The 15,793-nt window shown below is 48.2% G+C and carries 16 protein-coding genes; 11 read left to right on the top strand and 5 right to left on the bottom strand.

All coding sequences use genetic code 11. From position 1 onward, the window contains the following. Positions 1-11: 11 nt before the first annotated feature. The 5 genes from DFP83_RS03500 (at position 12) to DFP83_RS03480 (ending at position 3,174) form a co-directional block, all read left to right on the top strand. On the top strand, positions 12-1,244 hold the full coding sequence (locus DFP83_RS03500; protein WP_110573213.1) for an SAM-dependent methyltransferase: 1,233 nt from the start codon (positions 12-14) through the stop codon (positions 1,242-1,244). Between the two features lie 18 nt (positions 1,245-1,262). Further along, on the top strand, positions 1,263-1,772 hold the full coding sequence (locus tag DFP83_RS03495; protein ID WP_110573211.1) for a DUF2878 domain-containing protein: 510 nt from the start codon (positions 1,263-1,265) through the stop codon (positions 1,770-1,772). Then, a complete protein-coding gene (locus tag DFP83_RS03490; protein ID WP_110573209.1) occupies positions 1,769-2,311 on the top strand; it encodes a chalcone isomerase family protein in 543 nt (180 codons plus the stop codon). The genes DFP83_RS03495 and DFP83_RS03490 overlap by 4 nt, the downstream gene beginning before the upstream one ends. Then, entirely contained in the window at positions 2,289-2,840 is a 552-nt protein-coding gene (locus tag DFP83_RS03485) for a DUF3833 domain-containing protein (RefSeq protein WP_181416361.1), read from the top strand. The genes DFP83_RS03490 and DFP83_RS03485 overlap by 23 nt, the downstream gene beginning before the upstream one ends. Positions 2,841-2,922: 82 nt before the next feature. Next, entirely contained in the window at positions 2,923-3,174 is a 252-nt protein-coding gene (locus tag DFP83_RS03480) for a DUF3912 family protein (protein ID WP_110573207.1), read from the top strand. 63 nt (positions 3,175-3,237) lie between these two features. Here DFP83_RS03480 and DFP83_RS03475 read toward each other — a convergent pair whose 3' ends face one another. Beyond that, a complete protein-coding gene (locus DFP83_RS03475) occupies positions 3,238-3,585 on the bottom strand; it encodes a hypothetical protein (protein ID WP_110573205.1) in 348 nt (115 codons plus the stop codon). Between the two features lie 141 nt (positions 3,586-3,726). Here DFP83_RS03475 and DFP83_RS03470 point away from each other — a divergent pair, with 141 nt between their 5' ends. The 3 genes from DFP83_RS03470 to DFP83_RS03460 are packed head-to-tail and all read left to right on the top strand — an operon-like array spanning position 3,727 to position 6,169. Next, positions 3,727-4,488 (top strand): Nif3-like dinuclear metal center hexameric protein, encoded by a 762-nt coding sequence (locus DFP83_RS03470; protein WP_110573203.1) that lies wholly within the window; start codon positions 3,727-3,729, stop codon positions 4,486-4,488. After that, positions 4,485-5,261, top strand: a complete 777-nt coding sequence (locus tag DFP83_RS03465) for a methyltransferase domain-containing protein (protein ID WP_110573201.1) — start codon at positions 4,485-4,487, stop codon at positions 5,259-5,261. The genes DFP83_RS03470 and DFP83_RS03465 overlap by 4 nt, the downstream gene beginning before the upstream one ends. A gap of 17 nt (positions 5,262-5,278) precedes the next feature. After that, positions 5,279-6,169 (top strand): NAD(P)-dependent oxidoreductase, encoded by an 891-nt coding sequence (locus tag DFP83_RS03460; protein ID WP_110573199.1) that lies wholly within the window; start codon positions 5,279-5,281, stop codon positions 6,167-6,169. Between the two features lie 46 nt (positions 6,170-6,215). Here the strand turns inward: DFP83_RS03460 and DFP83_RS03455 are convergent, their stop codons facing one another. Beyond that, the gene (locus DFP83_RS03455) at positions 6,216-7,568 is read right to left on the bottom strand and encodes a DUF1329 domain-containing protein (protein ID WP_110573197.1); all 1,353 of its coding nucleotides are present in this window, start codon (positions 7,566-7,568) and stop codon (positions 6,216-6,218) included. A gap of 162 nt (positions 7,569-7,730) precedes the next feature. On the opposite strand from DFP83_RS03455, the gene DFP83_RS03450 reads away from it, so the two are divergent. Both DFP83_RS03450 and DFP83_RS03445 read left to right on the top strand, forming a co-directional pair. Further along, the gene (locus DFP83_RS03450; protein WP_110573195.1) at positions 7,731-8,903 is read left to right on the top strand and encodes a WD40/YVTN/BNR-like repeat-containing protein; all 1,173 of its coding nucleotides are present in this window, start codon (positions 7,731-7,733) and stop codon (positions 8,901-8,903) included. 1 nt (position 8,904) lies between these two features. Then, entirely contained in the window at positions 8,905-11,238 is a 2,334-nt protein-coding gene (locus DFP83_RS03445) for an efflux RND transporter permease subunit (RefSeq protein ID WP_110573193.1), read from the top strand. A 23-nt stretch (positions 11,239-11,261) separates the two neighbouring features. On the opposite strand, the gene DFP83_RS03440 is transcribed toward DFP83_RS03445, so the two are convergent. The 3 genes from DFP83_RS03440 to DFP83_RS03430 form a co-directional block, all read right to left on the bottom strand. Further along, entirely contained in the window at positions 11,262-12,884 is a 1,623-nt protein-coding gene (locus tag DFP83_RS03440) for a GMC family oxidoreductase (RefSeq protein WP_110573190.1), read from the bottom strand. Further along, complete coding sequence (gene sbcB / locus DFP83_RS03435; protein WP_110573188.1) at positions 12,862-14,331, bottom strand: exodeoxyribonuclease I; 1,470 nt, start codon at positions 14,329-14,331, stop codon at positions 12,862-12,864. The genes DFP83_RS03440 and sbcB overlap by 23 nt, the downstream gene beginning before the upstream one ends. Before the next feature lie 83 nt (positions 14,332-14,414). Beyond that, entirely contained in the window at positions 14,415-14,654 is a 240-nt protein-coding gene (locus tag DFP83_RS03430; protein WP_110573186.1) for a hypothetical protein, read from the bottom strand. A gap of 81 nt (positions 14,655-14,735) precedes the next feature. Here DFP83_RS03430 and DFP83_RS03425 point away from each other — a divergent pair, with 81 nt between their 5' ends. Then, positions 14,736-15,788, top strand: coding sequence for an isoaspartyl peptidase/L-asparaginase family protein (locus tag DFP83_RS03425; RefSeq protein ID WP_110573184.1), 1,053 nt, complete (start codon positions 14,736-14,738; stop codon positions 15,786-15,788). The last annotated feature ends 5 nt before the right edge of the window (positions 15,789-15,793 follow it).

The raw sequence follows: 15,793 nt of genomic DNA, 5'->3' as shown, positions 1-15,793 counted from the left end.
GGGTACGATTGATGTCTCAAGGTGAAACTGTAATGCAAGCACCGCTGACTTATGGCTGGATCGATAAAGCAGCACGGCGCATGACTCAGGCGCTGCTCGCGCATCTAGGCGAAGGCCAGTTGGTTGTTAAAGAACAAGGTAAGCTGATGGGTCATTACGGTGACAAATCGTCTGACTTGTCGGCTGAAATAAATGTGTTGGATTCTAAGTTTTACGTGCGTCTACTCACGGGTGGCAGCATCGGTGCGGCAGAGCTCTATATCGATAAAGCGTGGGAAACACCGAACTTAACCGCGGTGATTCAGATCTTTGCGCGTAACATGGATGCGCTTGATAAGTTAGAGCGTAAAGTCGCTTGGTTAACCTTTCCGATTAATAAGTATCGCCACTGGGCTAACCGTAACCATAAAGCGCAAGCAAAACGCAATATTTCAGCGCACTATGATCTCGGCAATGAGTTATACACGCGCTTCTTGGATACCAATATGCAGTATTCCAGTGCGCTGTTTTTGCAGGGTAACGAAAACCTTGAGCAAGCTCAGTTAAACAAAATGGATCGTTTGTGTCGTAAGCTGGAACTGAAGCCAACCGACCATTTGTTAGAGATTGGCACCGGATGGGGCGGTTTGGCCATTTTTGCCGCGCAAAACTACGGTTGCCAGGTCACCACCACAACGATTTCAGAGGAACAGTATCAATACGTATCAGAGCGAATTAAAGCGCTTGGCTTGGAAGGTCGTATTACATTGTTAAAAGAAGACTACCGAGATCTTACTGGACAATACGACAAACTTGTCTCAGTGGAAATGATTGAAGCGGTTGGTAAACGGTTTTTGCCTGGCTTTTTCAAGGTGTGTAATGACCGCCTAAAACCGGGCGGGCTGATGAGTGTTCAAGCCATTACCATTGCTGATCAACGTTACGATAGCTATTCGCGGTCGGTCGATTTTATTCAGAAGCATATTTTCCCAGGCGGCTTCTTGCCATCACTCTCGTTGATGACTGATTTGTTTAAGAAGGAAACATCGTTAGTTGTGCGTGATGTACGCGACTTTGGCGATAGTTATGCGAAAACACTAGCGTGTTGGCGCGATCGTTTTAACGCCAGAAGCAGTGAGTTAGAGCAGTTCGGTTATGATGCGCGCTTCTCACGGTTGTGGAATTACTATTTTGGGTATTGCGAGGGTGGTTTCTTGGAGAAGACCGTTTCGGTTGTTCAAGTGACTGCATCTAAAACATCGTAACGCGGGTCGAGGACAGTTATGTCGAAATCGCTGCAACACAAAATTGTTAGTTTTGTTCTGTTTAACGTGCTTTGGTTAAGCGCCGTAGCAGGACGTGACGAGTATATTTGGCTAACCGTGTTACTCGCTGTTGCTCAGGTGGGTTACAGCCACTGGATCGCCGAAGTCACTATTAAAAAAATGGCACAGTTGTTTGCAGTGGGTCTGCTACTTGAGGCGATTGCGATCAGTGTGGGTGCCATCGACTTTATTGGTGCGATGTTCCCTTTGTGGCTGGTTTTACTATGGGTTGGGTTTGCCGCAATGGCGCCTGTGGCGCTCGATTGGCTGGCTAAAATGCCTGTCGTGGCAGCCTTGTTGGGCGCCGTTTCGGGCCCCTTCACTTATTACGTGGGATTGGGATTCGGCGCGGGTACAGCCGATTCGCTATTCTGGACATTATCAGTTTACGCGGTGGTGTGGGCACTCTTCATGTTATTTTTCTGCCGAGCGATGCGTGCTGGTCCAAACGAGAGGTTAGTTCTATGAAAGCCAAGTCTTTAGCCATTGCAAGTGCCTTAGTACTATCTGGATTGGCAGCAACTGCCAACGCCCAGTCTTTGGACGAATGTAAGAAGCCAATAGCTGACGGCTATCAAGAAGTCGGACAAACGCGCCTGAGTGTGCTGTTCTGGGATGTCTATGATGCCTACCTATATACGCCCGATGGTCAGTTTGACTGGTCAGAACGTAAACAACAACGAAAGGCGTTACTGTTGCGTTATCTACGCGACATCGAAGCAAAAGAGCTGGTGGAAACCACGTTGGAAGAGTGGGAGAAGCTGGGTTTCAATAGCAAGGAACAGTCGCAGTGGTTAGATCAACTGACCTCAATGTGGCCTGATATAAAAGAAGATGACTGCCTATTGTTGAAAGAGACTGAAGAAGGTTACGCCGCGTTCTATCAAGGCGAAAAATCTTTAGGTGTCATTGAGTCGAATCAGTTTACTGAACAATTTTTAGCGATTTGGCTATCACCCGAATCGCGTTTTGAGGAGGAAAGAGATGAGCTTGTTGGCAAACAGTAAGAAACGTGTCATGCAGTGGACCTTGGCGGTCGCGGCGTTAATCTCTTTAACCGCTTGTTCAACCGCGATCGAAGACTACCAGGGTGAGCAACCGGTACTGAAGCTAGAAGAATTTTTTAAAGGTGATTTGGTCGCACATGGTGTTGTGCAAGATTACGCTGGCAAAGTCATTCAGCGCTTCACAGTCGAAATGCAAGGCTCGTGGGAGGGTAATCAGGGCGTTCTGGACGAGCAGTTCACCTATGCCGACGGACGTACGCAAGAGCGTATCTGGAAATTAACCAAAACAGGTCCGAACACCTATGAAGGTCGCGCATCAGACGTTGAAGGCGTCGCTGTGGGAACGACTGCGGGTAATGCCCTCAATTGGGAATATGTATTACAAGTCGAGGTGGACGGTGAGATGATGGCATTGTCGCTTGATGACTGGATGTATCTTGTTGACGAAAACAACATGATCAACCGTACACAGATGTATAAATATGGTCTGCCAGTGGGTGAAATCACACTCTATATTGGCAAACGGTAGCAGTATACGAGAAAAGGTTGTAGAAAACGGCGCAGTGGTCGATATAATAGCCATCTTTGAAATTTAAGGTGTACAGTTTCTTATGGCAGGACCTACGTTTTCCTACAACAATCCGCGTATTAACGGTCAGACTATTTTTGTTAAACGAGGACCTCATTGCGGAAAGTTAGGCATCGTTAAACAACAAAACGATGACGGGACTTACGTGGTGTCTCAGGCTGACTTTGGTACAGAACTGGTGAGCTTTAAGCGTGAAGAATTTATTGTATATCGCTACCGTAAGATAAAAGTGCCTATCGAGCGCGTTGCGGGGCGAAACCCCGATGTGCTTTAAGTCGTGTGATAGACATAAAAAAACCAACCCGAGGGTTGGTTTTTTTATATGTGGGAAGCTGTATTAAGAGCCACGTGGTAGACGGCAGTTGCCTGACTTTTCTGCGAGCTTTTGTTGCCATAATTGTTTGGCCGTTAATCCACCTTTACCGCTCGATTTAACCGCAGCTTTCTTAGCCGCTGGCTTTGGTTTGGCAGACGCTTTGGGTTTGTTCTCTTTTTTAGCTGGCGCGGCACTTTGACCGCCAGCCAGTGATTCGGCTTCCTCTGCAAGCTGAGCTAAACGCACATTCTTGCCACCGTTGACGCTGTACCAACCACTCTTTGCCTCGATGGACGGTGCTTTACCATGTGCTTTTTTATAAGCAGCAGTGTAATCTGCGAGAACTTTATCTTTATCCAGTTTGCTCATTAATCAAACCCTATTCGATTATAAAAAATTAACAGAAACGATTAAAAAGTAGTCTACTTTAATGTTTATACCGTTTTTTCGGATTTATGTCTAATTTAAGGTAAAATAAGTGGCAAATACGCCGTAAAACTAGGTGATTACATGACAATTGAAGTAAGTCAGCTCACTGACTATTTAGATGACTTGTTAAAAGCACGTCAAATTAGAGATTTTTGCCCCAATGGTTTGCAGGTATCAGGGAAAGGCACGATTAAACGTATAATGACCGGCGTTACGGCGAGTCAGGCGCTCGTCGACCAAGCGGTAGCCGCCAACGTTGATGCCTTATTGGTCCATCATGGCTATTTTTGGAAAAACGAATCACCAGCCATTGTTGGGATGAAAAAACGCCGCATTAAAGCGTTACTAGACGCCGACATCAACCTCATCGCTTATCATTTGCCATTGGATGCCCACCCAGAGCTGGGTAACAACGCCCAGTTAGCAAAACTGATGAACTGGACGATTGACGGCACCGCTGATCCAAACGACCCAGGCAGTGTACTGATGCTCGGTCGCGTAGAGCAGCCTTGCAGCAGTGATGCGTTGGCAGACGCGTTAGCCGAGCGGTTGAATCGCTCGCTCACCTGTTACGTACCGTGTCAGCAACCGATTAACCGTATTGCCTGGTGCACGGGTGGTGGGCAAGGGTTTATTGACCAAGCTGCAGCGCTGGGTGTTGATGGATTTATTACCGGTGAAGTATCGGAACAGACCGTACACAGCGCACGCGAGCAGGGGATTGCGTTTTTTGCCGCAGGACACCATGCCACAGAGCGTTACGGTGCAAAGGCGCTAGGTGAGCACCTCGCACACCAATTTAACCTCGACGTAGATTTTGTCGATATCGATAACCCCGCATGAAGAAACAGCAGTCGCGAGGTAACTTTACCGGGATCAGCAAGAAGTTCGCACGCAATATCTATGGCTCAACCAAAGGGCGACTCAGAATGGCGGTGCTGAAGCGCGATCTGACGCCATTTATTGATGGGCCGAAGCGCACTGTGCTGGATGTTGGCGCCGGGCTTGGTCAGGTCAATGAATGGTTTTTAGCGAAAGGCCATGCGGTGATCCACACGGATATTGCTGAAGATATGGTACTCGAAGCACAGCAAAACCATGAACAGCTTGGCTTAACCCGTCGTGCACAGTATTTGGCCGCACCCTTAGAAGCGTTGGCAACACAGTTGCCTGACCAGCAGTTTAGTCTGATTCTATGCCATGCGGTGCTGGAATGGGTGGATGATGGTAAAGCCGCGTTACAACAGTTAGCGGACCTGCTTAAGCCAGGCGGCACGCTTTCGTTAATGTTTTATAACCGCGACGCGCAGTTGATGGCGAATGCGGTTTACGGCAACTTCGATTACATAGCGCGTGGTTTGAAGGTTAAAAAAACGGTTCGCCTAAGTCCTCAACAACCCCGTCGACCTAATGATGTAGAGCAATGGATCGCGGACGCGGGTCTAAGCGTTGAGTCAAAAACGGGTGTACGGTGCTTTCATGACTATTTACGTGAGGTTGAGCACCAGCAACGTTATGATGAACTGCTCGATCTTGAGATGGAATATAACCAACAGTCACCATTTAGAGAGTTAGGTCGCTATCAGCACTGGTTGGTTCGTAAAGCAAGCGAATAACGAGAAAGGAGAAAAGCATGGCACAGCGTTGTAGTTTTATCGGACTGGGCGTAATGGGCTACCCCATGGCAGGGCATTTACAACAACAGGGCTTTGATGTGTGCGTATACAATCGAACGCAAAGTAAAGCCGAGCAGTGGGTGAGTGAATATCACGGCTCTCATGCTGAAACCCCTGCGCAAGCCGCTGCCGAAGCAGATTTTGTTATGGTCTGTGTTGGCAACGATGATGATGTGCGAAGCGTGTTTTATGGTGATAATGGCTTACTCGCTCAATTAAAGCCCGGTGCCATTGTTATTGACCACACGACGGCGTCCGCCGATTTAGCTCGAGAACTGGATGCAGCGGTTAAGACGCATCAAGGTGAGTTTTTAGATGCGCCGGTCTCAGGTGGTCAAGCTGGCGCCGAGAAAGGTATTCTGACGACCATGGTCGGCGGTGAGCAATCAACCTTTGAGCAAGCGCAGTCTGTTTTAAGTTGTTATGCAAAGAAGATCGTGCGTATGGGTGAAGCCGGCAAAGGGCAACTCGCTAAGATGGTCAACCAAGTATGTATTGCCAATGTGATACAAGGCGTAGCGGAAGGTCTGCATCTTGCACGTAAAGTCGGCCTGGATCCCGATGCCTTGGTTGAAGCAATTGGGGCCGGCGCCGCTGGTTCTTGGCAATTGGTGAACCGTTACCGAACGATGTGGGATCAAGAGTATGACCACGGTTTTGCCGTGGATTGGATGCGCAAGGACTTGGGCATTGCGATTGCCGAAGCGAACCGTCATGGCGCCGCTTTGCCTTCAACAGCGATGATCGATCAATATTACGCAGACGTGCAGAGTCTCGGAGGGTCGCGTTGGGATACATCGAGTTTGATGGTTCGGCTAGACAAATTATCTGGGGACTGGAAGAAATAAAAAAGGAGGCGAAAGCCTCCTTTTTTATTCATGCATGTTGAACGGCTTAACGGAAGCCAGTACGACGTAATGCATTGGTAGTGAAATCGTTACGGTTTGGCTCAATATCCCAATCCATATATTCACTTTCTTCGTTACCTAGGCCCAGCGAAATGTAGCGACCTGAGTTAAGGTCGTAGAGTGCTTCCGCAGCCATCCAAGGCACGTCTTGATTATAGAACTGGGTGTTAAGCGCTTCACCGACGCGCCAGAGTTCACCACGACCATCATAGTGGTCAATGATAGACGCTGTCCACGTGTCTTCATCAAGATACATAGTACGTTTTGAGTAGATATGGCGTTCGCCATCTTTCAATGTACCTTCGACAACCCAAACGCGGTGCTTTTCATAACGAATCAGGTCTTGGTTCATGTGGCCCGCTTGGATGATTTCATCATAATCGAGCTCAGGATCCATGATCTTGAAGTTATTATAAGGAATATAGATTTCCTTTTTACCCTTCAAATCCCAGTTGTACTTATCTGGAGCGCCGTTATACATATCTAGGTTATCAGAAGTACGTAGACCGTCTGCTGCTGTACCCGGACCGTCATAGGCTACGTTAGGTGCACGACGCACGCGACGCTGACCTGCGTTATAAATCCAAGCGCGACGACCTTCTTTAACCTGGTTGATCGTTTCGTGAACCAACAACACGGTACCTGTTAAACGTGCAGGCGCTTCTACTTCTTGCAAGAAATAGAACAGAATGTTGTCGTCATCTGGACCACGACCTGATTCAAGGTACTCTGGGAATACCAACGTCTCTTTTAACTCAACAGGAACGAAGTCGCCACTGGCCAGTACAGGGAACTGCGCCACGTTACGCGATACCTTACCGCCGCGGAAACGCGTGATATGGTTCCATACTGCCTCAACACCCGTTTCTGGAATGGGGAACGGAATGGTTGTGACTTCAAAGTTTTGGATACCGTTGCCGCCTGCTACTAACTCAGCGTTTTCTGCGTTCTTTTTAATTTTTGGCCACAGTGAGTCAGGGTAGGTTGCAGAACGACGTGTCGGATAGACGATCATTTTGTAATCATCGTACTTATCGAACATCGCAATCTGACCTGGCGTCAGGTTGTCTTTATATTGATCGAGGTTGTCGTGGGTAATAGTAAACAGCGGTTGGTCACTTGCGAACGGGTCTGTGCCGCGCACAATCTCAACGCTTGCATCAGAATAACCACCATCCCAAGCAGGAATTGAACCGTCTGCATTACCGGCTTTTTCAGCACCAATCGGCGTTAAATCCTTTCCTAAGCGGTCAGCTTGGTCAGGGGTGACCTTTGCCATTACGCTTGCGGAGATAACTGATAGGGCGAATACACCCGCTTTAAGCATCAGTTTATTCATGGGTAATTTCCTTGTTGTTCTACTTTCGTTCATCACTTTGCCAGAGGTTAGACCTGTAAGACAATAGTTTCACTAAAAAAAGCAGGAAAATATGCGAAAAAGGTTTTCAAATGAATATAACCTTATACAATTCTAAGACATTTTTTTCGTTTAGGAGGTTCCATGCGTCTGTCCCCAACCCGTTTTGGGTTGCTGCTCAGTGGGGTTTTGAGCACTTTTGCATTCGCACAAGAAACCGATGTGTCGTCGCAGCAAGGATTTGATGTGATTTACGCGCCGGCAATGCAAGCAAGCAGCGAACTAATTATAAAAAACCCGCTTATTGCAACGGCTAAATTGACCAATCGCCTGATTGCGGTTGGTTCACATGGCAATATCATTACTCGTGAAATAGATAGTAACACATGGCAGCAGGCTAATGTTCCGACCAGTGTGTTAATGACCAGTATTGACTTTGAATCCGATACTGTCGGTTATGCGGCTGGCCACCATGGGGTGATCCTTAAGACAACGGATGCCGGTGATAGCTGGCAACGTGTGTTCGATGGTTTTGACTTACTGGATTTAGAAATTAAATTTTACCAGCAACGCATCACTGAACTGGAGCAGCAAATAGCTGAGGACGGTGATGAATCCGGTGACTTGCAGTGGGCGCTTGACGACGCCAACTTCTATTTGGAGAACGCGCAACGTGCAAAGCAAGAAACGGGGCCATCAAAGCCGCTACTCGATATTAAAATCTTGGCGAACGGCAATATTCTTGCGGTGGGCGCGTATAACACACTACTGCTGAGCCAAGACAAGGGCGAAACGTGGTCGCTTATTAGTGATCGGTTAGATAACCCGAATGGTTTTCACTTAAATGCCATTGCGAGCTACAACAACACTGTCTTTATCGCAGGTGAGGCGGGAACCGCTTACGCGAGTCAAGATAACGGCGAGTCTTGGCGTTCTGTAGCACCCCCTTATGATGGTTCTCTGTTTGGTGCGCACTTTGATAACCAAGGTCGATTATGGACGTATGGTTTGCGTGGCAATATTTTTGTATCCGATGATCTCGGTGCGCGTTACGACAACGTTGAAAGTCCAGCTGATGCCAACTTAATGAGTGGCTATGGCGACAGCAACGGGACTCAGTGGATCGTTGGCAACTCGGGTGTGATTCTCGAAATTTCACCGGAGTTAGAAGTGACTGAACACACACATCCAAGTAGTGCTGTATTCGGCGATATGGTTGAATTTAACGGTGAGAAAGTGCTCACCAGCCGCTCGGGCATTTATTACTGGCCGGCGAAATCAACCGACAGTGAAACAGCGGAAAAGGGGCTAGAGTAGCGTGGATAACAATATCGAAAATAAAAAACCCTCTTTACTCGAACAGGCATTATTTAAATTTCGTCTTGGCTGGCTATTTCTATTTGCCGCAGTGACGCTTGCGTTGGGTTACAACGCCGTACAAGTGCGTCCAGATGCCTCATTTACCAAGATGATTCCAACACAGCATCCGTTTATTCAAAATTATTTTGAATATCAAAAGGATCTGTCGAGCCTCGGTAATGTCGTGCGTATCGCTGTTGAGAATAAACAGGGGGATATTTTTAACCCTGAGTTTCAAGAGACAGTGAAGCAAATTACTGATGAAGTCTTCTATATTCCTGGTGTAAACCGGTCAGGTTTGCGGAGTCTATGGACTCCCAACGTACGCTGGATGGAAGTCACCGAAGAGGGCTTTGTTGGGGGACCTGTTGTTCCCGATGGTTATGACGGTGGAGAGGACTCAATCGCGCAGTTACGCGAGAATGTGCTTCGCTCCGGTGAGGTGGGTAACCTGGTTGCGAATAACTTTGAATCAACCATCATTTATGTCCCCCTTGATGAGGTGAACCCTGAGACAGGCGCTAAACTTGATTACGGTGAGTTTTCTGAGCGCTTAGAAACATTAATTCGTGATAAGTATCAAAGTGAAGAGATTGGTATTCACATCACTGGGTTCGCCAAACTGATCGGTGATTTGATTGATGGTGCTGAGCAAGTTGGCTTGTTCTTCTTGCTAGCAATCCTAATTACCTTGGCGATGCTCTATGTGTACAGCCGTTGTTGGCGCAGTACTTTCACGGTTTTAGGGTGTTCCATTATCGCGGTGATCTGGCAGTTGGGTATCATCGACCTCATTGGCAGTGGTATTAATCCTTACTCGATGTTGGTGCCATTCTTAGTCTTTGCGATTGGTGTATCCCATGGCGTGCAAATTATTAATGCCATCGGCTACAACCGCACGCACGGATTTAGTAACTTTGAGGCGTCGAAACTCGCATTCCGTAGTTTGTATATCGCCGGTCTCACGGCACTGGCAAGTGATGCGATTGGTTTCACCACACTGATGGTTATCGATATCGCCGTTATTAAAGAGCTTGCGATTGCAGCGAGTATCGGTGTTGCCGTGGTGGTACTGACGAACTTGGGCTTGTTACCGATTTTGATGTCGTATTTCGGCGTATCAGATAGCGGTGTCGAGCATCATCGTAAAGCGGAAAGCGAAAAACACGTAGTTGTACGTACCTTTGAGAAGTTTGCACAGCCAAAATGGGCATACAGTGCCTTAGGCGTTGCCGTGGTATTGTTGGCGTGGGGTTTATACTACGGTCAGCAAATGCAGATTGGTGACTTGGATAAAGGCTCACCCGAGTTACGTCCAGATAGCCGTTATAACCTCGATAATGCCTATATTGTCGATAACTACAGCTCAAGTACCGATATTTTTGTGGTTATGGCTGCGACCGAACCGCAGCAATGTATCGCGTACAATAACCTCGAGTTTATGGACCGCTTTAGTTGGCACATGCAAAACACCAACGGTGTACAAGACGTAAAATCGATTGTGTATGTGTCCAAAATGGGTATGTTTGCCATTAACGAAGGTAATTTAAAATGGTTCACCTTAAACCGTAACCAGTTTGTTACCAATGCATCGTTGAGCCGTATCCCTGATGGCTTAATTAATAACGATTGTTCGATGGCGCCGATTATCATTTATCTTGATGACCACAAAGCTGAGACGCTGAAAAATGTGGTCGCCTCGGTGGAGTCATTTAAGCAGAACTACCAAAAAGAAGGTATTGATCTGCTGATGGCAGCAGGCAACTCAGGTATTGAAGCGGCGACAAACTCTGTTATTGAAAGCGCACAGAACAAAATGTTGCTGTGGGTTTACGGTGTGGTCATCTTCCTCTGTTTAGTGACCTTTAGAAGCCTACGCACAGTCGCCTGTATCGTCTTGCCACTGGCGTTTACAACGGTCATGAGTCAAGGGTTAATGGCGGTGCTAGGGATAGGCATTAAAGTTGCGACCTTGCCAGTTATTGCGCTCGGTGTCGGTATTGGTGTCGATTACGGCATCTATATTTACAGTAAGGTTAAGGAAGGTTTGCAGCGTGGTATGGATCTGCCGGCTACCTATCGGTATGCACTTGAGAATACGGGTAAAGCGGTTGGCTTTACTGGATTGACGCTAGCGATTGGTGTCGCGACGTGGATCTTCTCACCGATTAAGTTCCAAGCCGATATGGGTATTTTGCTCACCTTTATGTTCCTTTGGAACATGCTTGGTGCGCTCATCTTGATACCTGCGTTGGCACGTCTGTTTAAGGTCGGTAAGCTGCACCAAAAATAGATTTGTATAATCAACCTACCTAGTCAAAAGGCGTCGGCTTTAATCAAGCCGGCGCCTTTTTCAGCTATAGCGATCGTGGGCGCATTGGTATTTCCACTGATCGGTGTCGGCATAATCGACGCATCAATCACCCGTAATCGGCTTACACCGCGCACTCGGCACTGTGGGTCAACCACAGCGTTGTGGTCCTCGCCCATGCGGCATGTGCCTACGGGGTGATAGATGAGGCCGATTGCTTCGGTAATCTGTTGCGCGAGTTCGTGGTCTTTCGCAAAAGGTTTCGGAAATAGTCGCTTCCCAACAAAGGGTTTTAGCGCTTGAGCGTTGAGCAGCGTACATACTTTTTTAACTGCAGCTGTTAAAGCCACCAGATCATTAGGGTTGCTGAAGAAACGGTAGTCGATGAGCGGCTTATCATCAGGGGCACTCGGATTAAGCTGTACGCGTCCTTTTGATTCGGGACGTAGCAGACAGACATGGATACTAAAACCATGCGTGAGTGTCGGCCACCAATTATAGCCCGAATCTTTGAACATCACGGGAAGTACGTGGCACTGAAACCGAGGTTCGTTATCATTTGCCCAGTCACCCTTGTCGACATCAAAGAAGGCACCGACCTCAGCCAATGAATGGCTTAATTGTCCGTTTTTATTGATTAGGTAGTACAAAAACGCGGGCAGTAGTTTCAATAATCCCCAAGGTGTTAGCGTAAGACCGTTGCGCTTTTTATTCTTCACATGTATGCAAATATCCGCGTGTTCGGCAAGATTTTCACCGACCTCCGGCGCGTGATATATCACTGGGATTTGTGCCGATTTCAGGTCGTCGCTCGGACCCACCCCTGAACGCTGTAGAATAACCGGCGATGCTAGAGACCCCGCTGCCAAAATAACCTCGCGGCGTGCGTAAAAATGCTGATACTGCCCGTTACATGTGGCTTCAACGCCTTGTGCTGTGGTGCCCTCAAACAATACGCGTCGGACATCGTAACCGGACAAAACGGTTAGATTAGGCCGTGCAAGTATCGGCTTTAAGTAGGCGCGATAGGTGCTACAGCGCTCACCATTCGCCATGGTGAATTGAAATGGACCCGCACCTGTTAGCGTGTCACCATTAAAGTCACTGTTGTATGGCAGTCCGAGTTCTTGGCAGGCTTCGACGAACGCACGGCAGACGGGATAATAGGGGACTTTATCACTCACTTTCAGTGGGCCTTGATCGCCGTGGAAGTAGCTCGCCCCGCGTTGATTGGCCTCGGACTTTTTGAAGTAGGGGAGTAACGCTGAATAACCCCACTCTCGGCCAGCTGCTTCAGCCCAGCGTTGGTAGTCGTCTTGGCTGCCGCGGCAGTAAATCATTGCATTAATCGCACTCGAACCACCTAAGCCCTTACCTCGGGGAGTATAGGTCGTTTGTTTTGCGTAACTTTGTCCACGATAGAGCCAATTGAAGGTAGGGCTGTGAATGAAGCGAGCAAAGCCCGATGGCATGGTCGAAAAAAAGCCGGGCGGTTTACGCCCAGCTTCTATTAGCAATACGCGAAACTGATTATTTTCACTGAGCCGATTTGCGAGCACACAGCCCGCCGAGCCGCCACCCACGATAATATAGTCAAAACTATGTTCAAAGCCCTTGCGCGTAGTCATAAAGTGATTTCAGCAGCTGCATGCGATGTTTATTATCCTGATACTGCTGAGCCAAACCTTCAAGCTTTTCTGCAAACTCGGTAATCGAAAGTTGTCCATTGCTTGGTTCGGTGAGGCGTTGTCGACAAAATTGTTGCCAGCGCTGGAGCTCATTTTGGTCTAATGTCGCTGGATAATTACGTGCACGGTAACGAAATAATAGCTCGGGTAGGCGATTATCTTGAGTGTTGAGTTCGACGCCGGCTAACTGCTCCGGCTTCATCGAACGAATCATCTGCAAGTTCTGCTTATCTTGTGCGTCAAAGAAACCGTCGTATAAGCGCTGGTCAACGTCTAACATCGGTTGTTCACTGCGATCCGAGGCATTATCAAATATTGCCATGATACGATCACGGAAATCACTGTTTTGAACTAACCACTGGGTTCGTTCACTCAGCGTGGTCAAATCGATTTGGGTACGCTGTTGCGCTTCCTCTGTCAGCGTTGCCAGCGGCGCTAGGAATGGGCAACGATTAAGCGTAATCTGTGTTGCTCCAGGTCGTTGGGTTCCGTTGTTCGCGTGTTGTTGACGGGAAGTAAACAACAAGTCTCGTAATTGCTCCGTCGAGTAGTCCGCAAAATCCGCCGGATTGATGCGCAGATCCCAAGCGATCAGTGCATTGGCACGTTGAGCATGAAAACCAATGGGTAGCACTGCTGACACAAAAAAGTTATCCGCACCATATAGACCCGAGACATGTACAAGCGGCTTAATCTGCTGCCAATTAATGAGCTTCATTAGATCATTCTTATGGCGGTGTTGCAGGGCGAACTGCCATAGCTTGGGTTGCTTTTCGGCAATAAGTTGCGCCATCGCGATAGTCGCTCGTACGTCAGACATTGCATCGTGCGCTTGTCCATGAGCAATCCCGTTGGCTTGGGTTAGCTTTTCAAGTCGTAAGGTCACTCGACCATCCGCATCTTCTGGCCAATTTACACCTTCGGGACGCAGCGCATAACAGGCGCGTACGACGTCGATTAGATCCCAACGCGAGTTGCCATTCTGCCAAGTGTGGGCATAAGGGTCATAAAAATTGCGATAACACAGTGACCTCGTTACCTCGTCATCAAATCGGATGTTGTTATAACCAATGATAATGGTATTCGGCTGACTCATCTCTTGCACAATGGCTTGTGCAAAGTTGGCTTCATTAACGCCTTGATTAAGCGCGTATTGCGGAGTAATCCCTGTGATGAGTACAGCTTCAGGATCCGGCAAAAAATCTGGCGTCGGTTGCGCATAAATGGTTAACGGACGCCCCACCGGTTGGAAGTCCAACGTAGTGCGCATCCCGGCAAATTGCGCTGGCCTATCAATCAGTGGCCGCGCCCCCCACGTTTCGTAGTCGTGCCAGTAGAAGGTGGGTTGAGAAGTTTGTTTTTTATTGTCTTCTGGAATGGATTGCATGTCTCATACCGACTCAATTTAGTTGGTTTGGAGGCTACACCATTGTTTATGACCCTGCAATATGGGTTACCCAAGAGCGGCGCTTAAAGCCGCTCAATCTGGGTGATTTTCAAATCGTATGCTTTGTAGAGTTTTTCCTCGACGGTGCGATTGTCATCATGGTTGATTGCCAGTTCGGCATGGGGCAAAACGCGTTCGGCGAGGCGGTGGGCGATTTCGTCGCGTAGTGCGCGGTCGCTATCCGAATGTTCAGCCGTGGGGACATTCAGTTGCACCTGCTCGGGTGCGCCGAGGTGATCATAGTTAACGCGATAAGTGGGCATACAGTTACCTCCAAAAACATTGCATTGTGGTTTCGATTACCCTGTAATGTGTAGTTCGAATCCCTCACTAAGGATAGAACGATGAAAATAAAAACAACACTCACAATGCTTACGCTCGCATTAGCGGGAACGTTCACTACAGCGGCCGCGAATGCCGAAACGCACGAACAAACAGACCGTGAAAAACCCATTGCACTGGTTATTCACGGTGGCGCAGGTACCATTACCCGAGCTAATTTGAGCGAGGAACAAGAGGCAGCGTACCACGCGAAACTCGAACAGGCATTACAGGCGGGATACGCGGTACTTGAGCAAGGCGGCAGTAGCACTGATGCGGTGATTAGTGCGATTCAAGTGATGGAGGATTCACCCTTATTTAACGCGGGCAAAGGCGCGGTGTATACCTGGGATGGCGAGCATGAACTTGATGCGTCTATTATGGACGGCGCAACGGGCAATGCAGGTGCTGTTGCTGGGGTTAAGACGGTAAAAAGCCCGATTGAACTGGCGCGCACCATCATGGATAAGTCGGTGCATGTGATGCTCAGTGGCGATGGGGCGGCACAATTTGCTCAGCAGCAAGGTTTAGCCGAGGTTGATAATAGTTACTTTGATACTGACCATCGTTATCAGCAACTCATTGATGCAAAAGAAACGATTCGTAAAAGTGAGCAGCCCGAACAGCAAGCTTGGCGCTATCTTGATCTCGATTATAAATACGGCACAGTGGGCGCTGTTGCACTGGATCAGTCGGGTAACCTCAGTGCTGGGACATCAACCGGCGGGATGACTGCTAAGCGTTATGGTAGAATAGGGGACTCACCGATTATTGGCGCAGGAACTTGGGCAGACAATAATAGTTGTGGTGTCTCTGCAACCGGTCATGGCGAGTACTTTATTCGCTACCATGTAGCAGCGGATATCTGTGCACGAGTTAAGTATCAGAATCAAACGGTCGAAGAAGCGGGTGATGCCGTGATTCATGGTGTGTTAGAGCAAGCGGGTGGCACCGGTGGTGTCATTATCATGGATGCGCAAGGGCATATTGCCACACCGTTTAACACTGAAGGTATGTACCGTGGTTATATTCGCAATGGCAAGGTTCATACTGCGATTTACAAAGATGAGGATTAAAGCGG

The sequence above is a fragment of the Idiomarina fontislapidosi genome, assembly GCF_003226255.1.
In the GTDB taxonomy this organism is placed as follows: domain Bacteria; phylum Pseudomonadota; class Gammaproteobacteria; order Enterobacterales; family Alteromonadaceae; genus Idiomarina; species Idiomarina fontislapidosi.
This window is presented reverse-complemented; position numbering and strand designations above follow the sequence as displayed.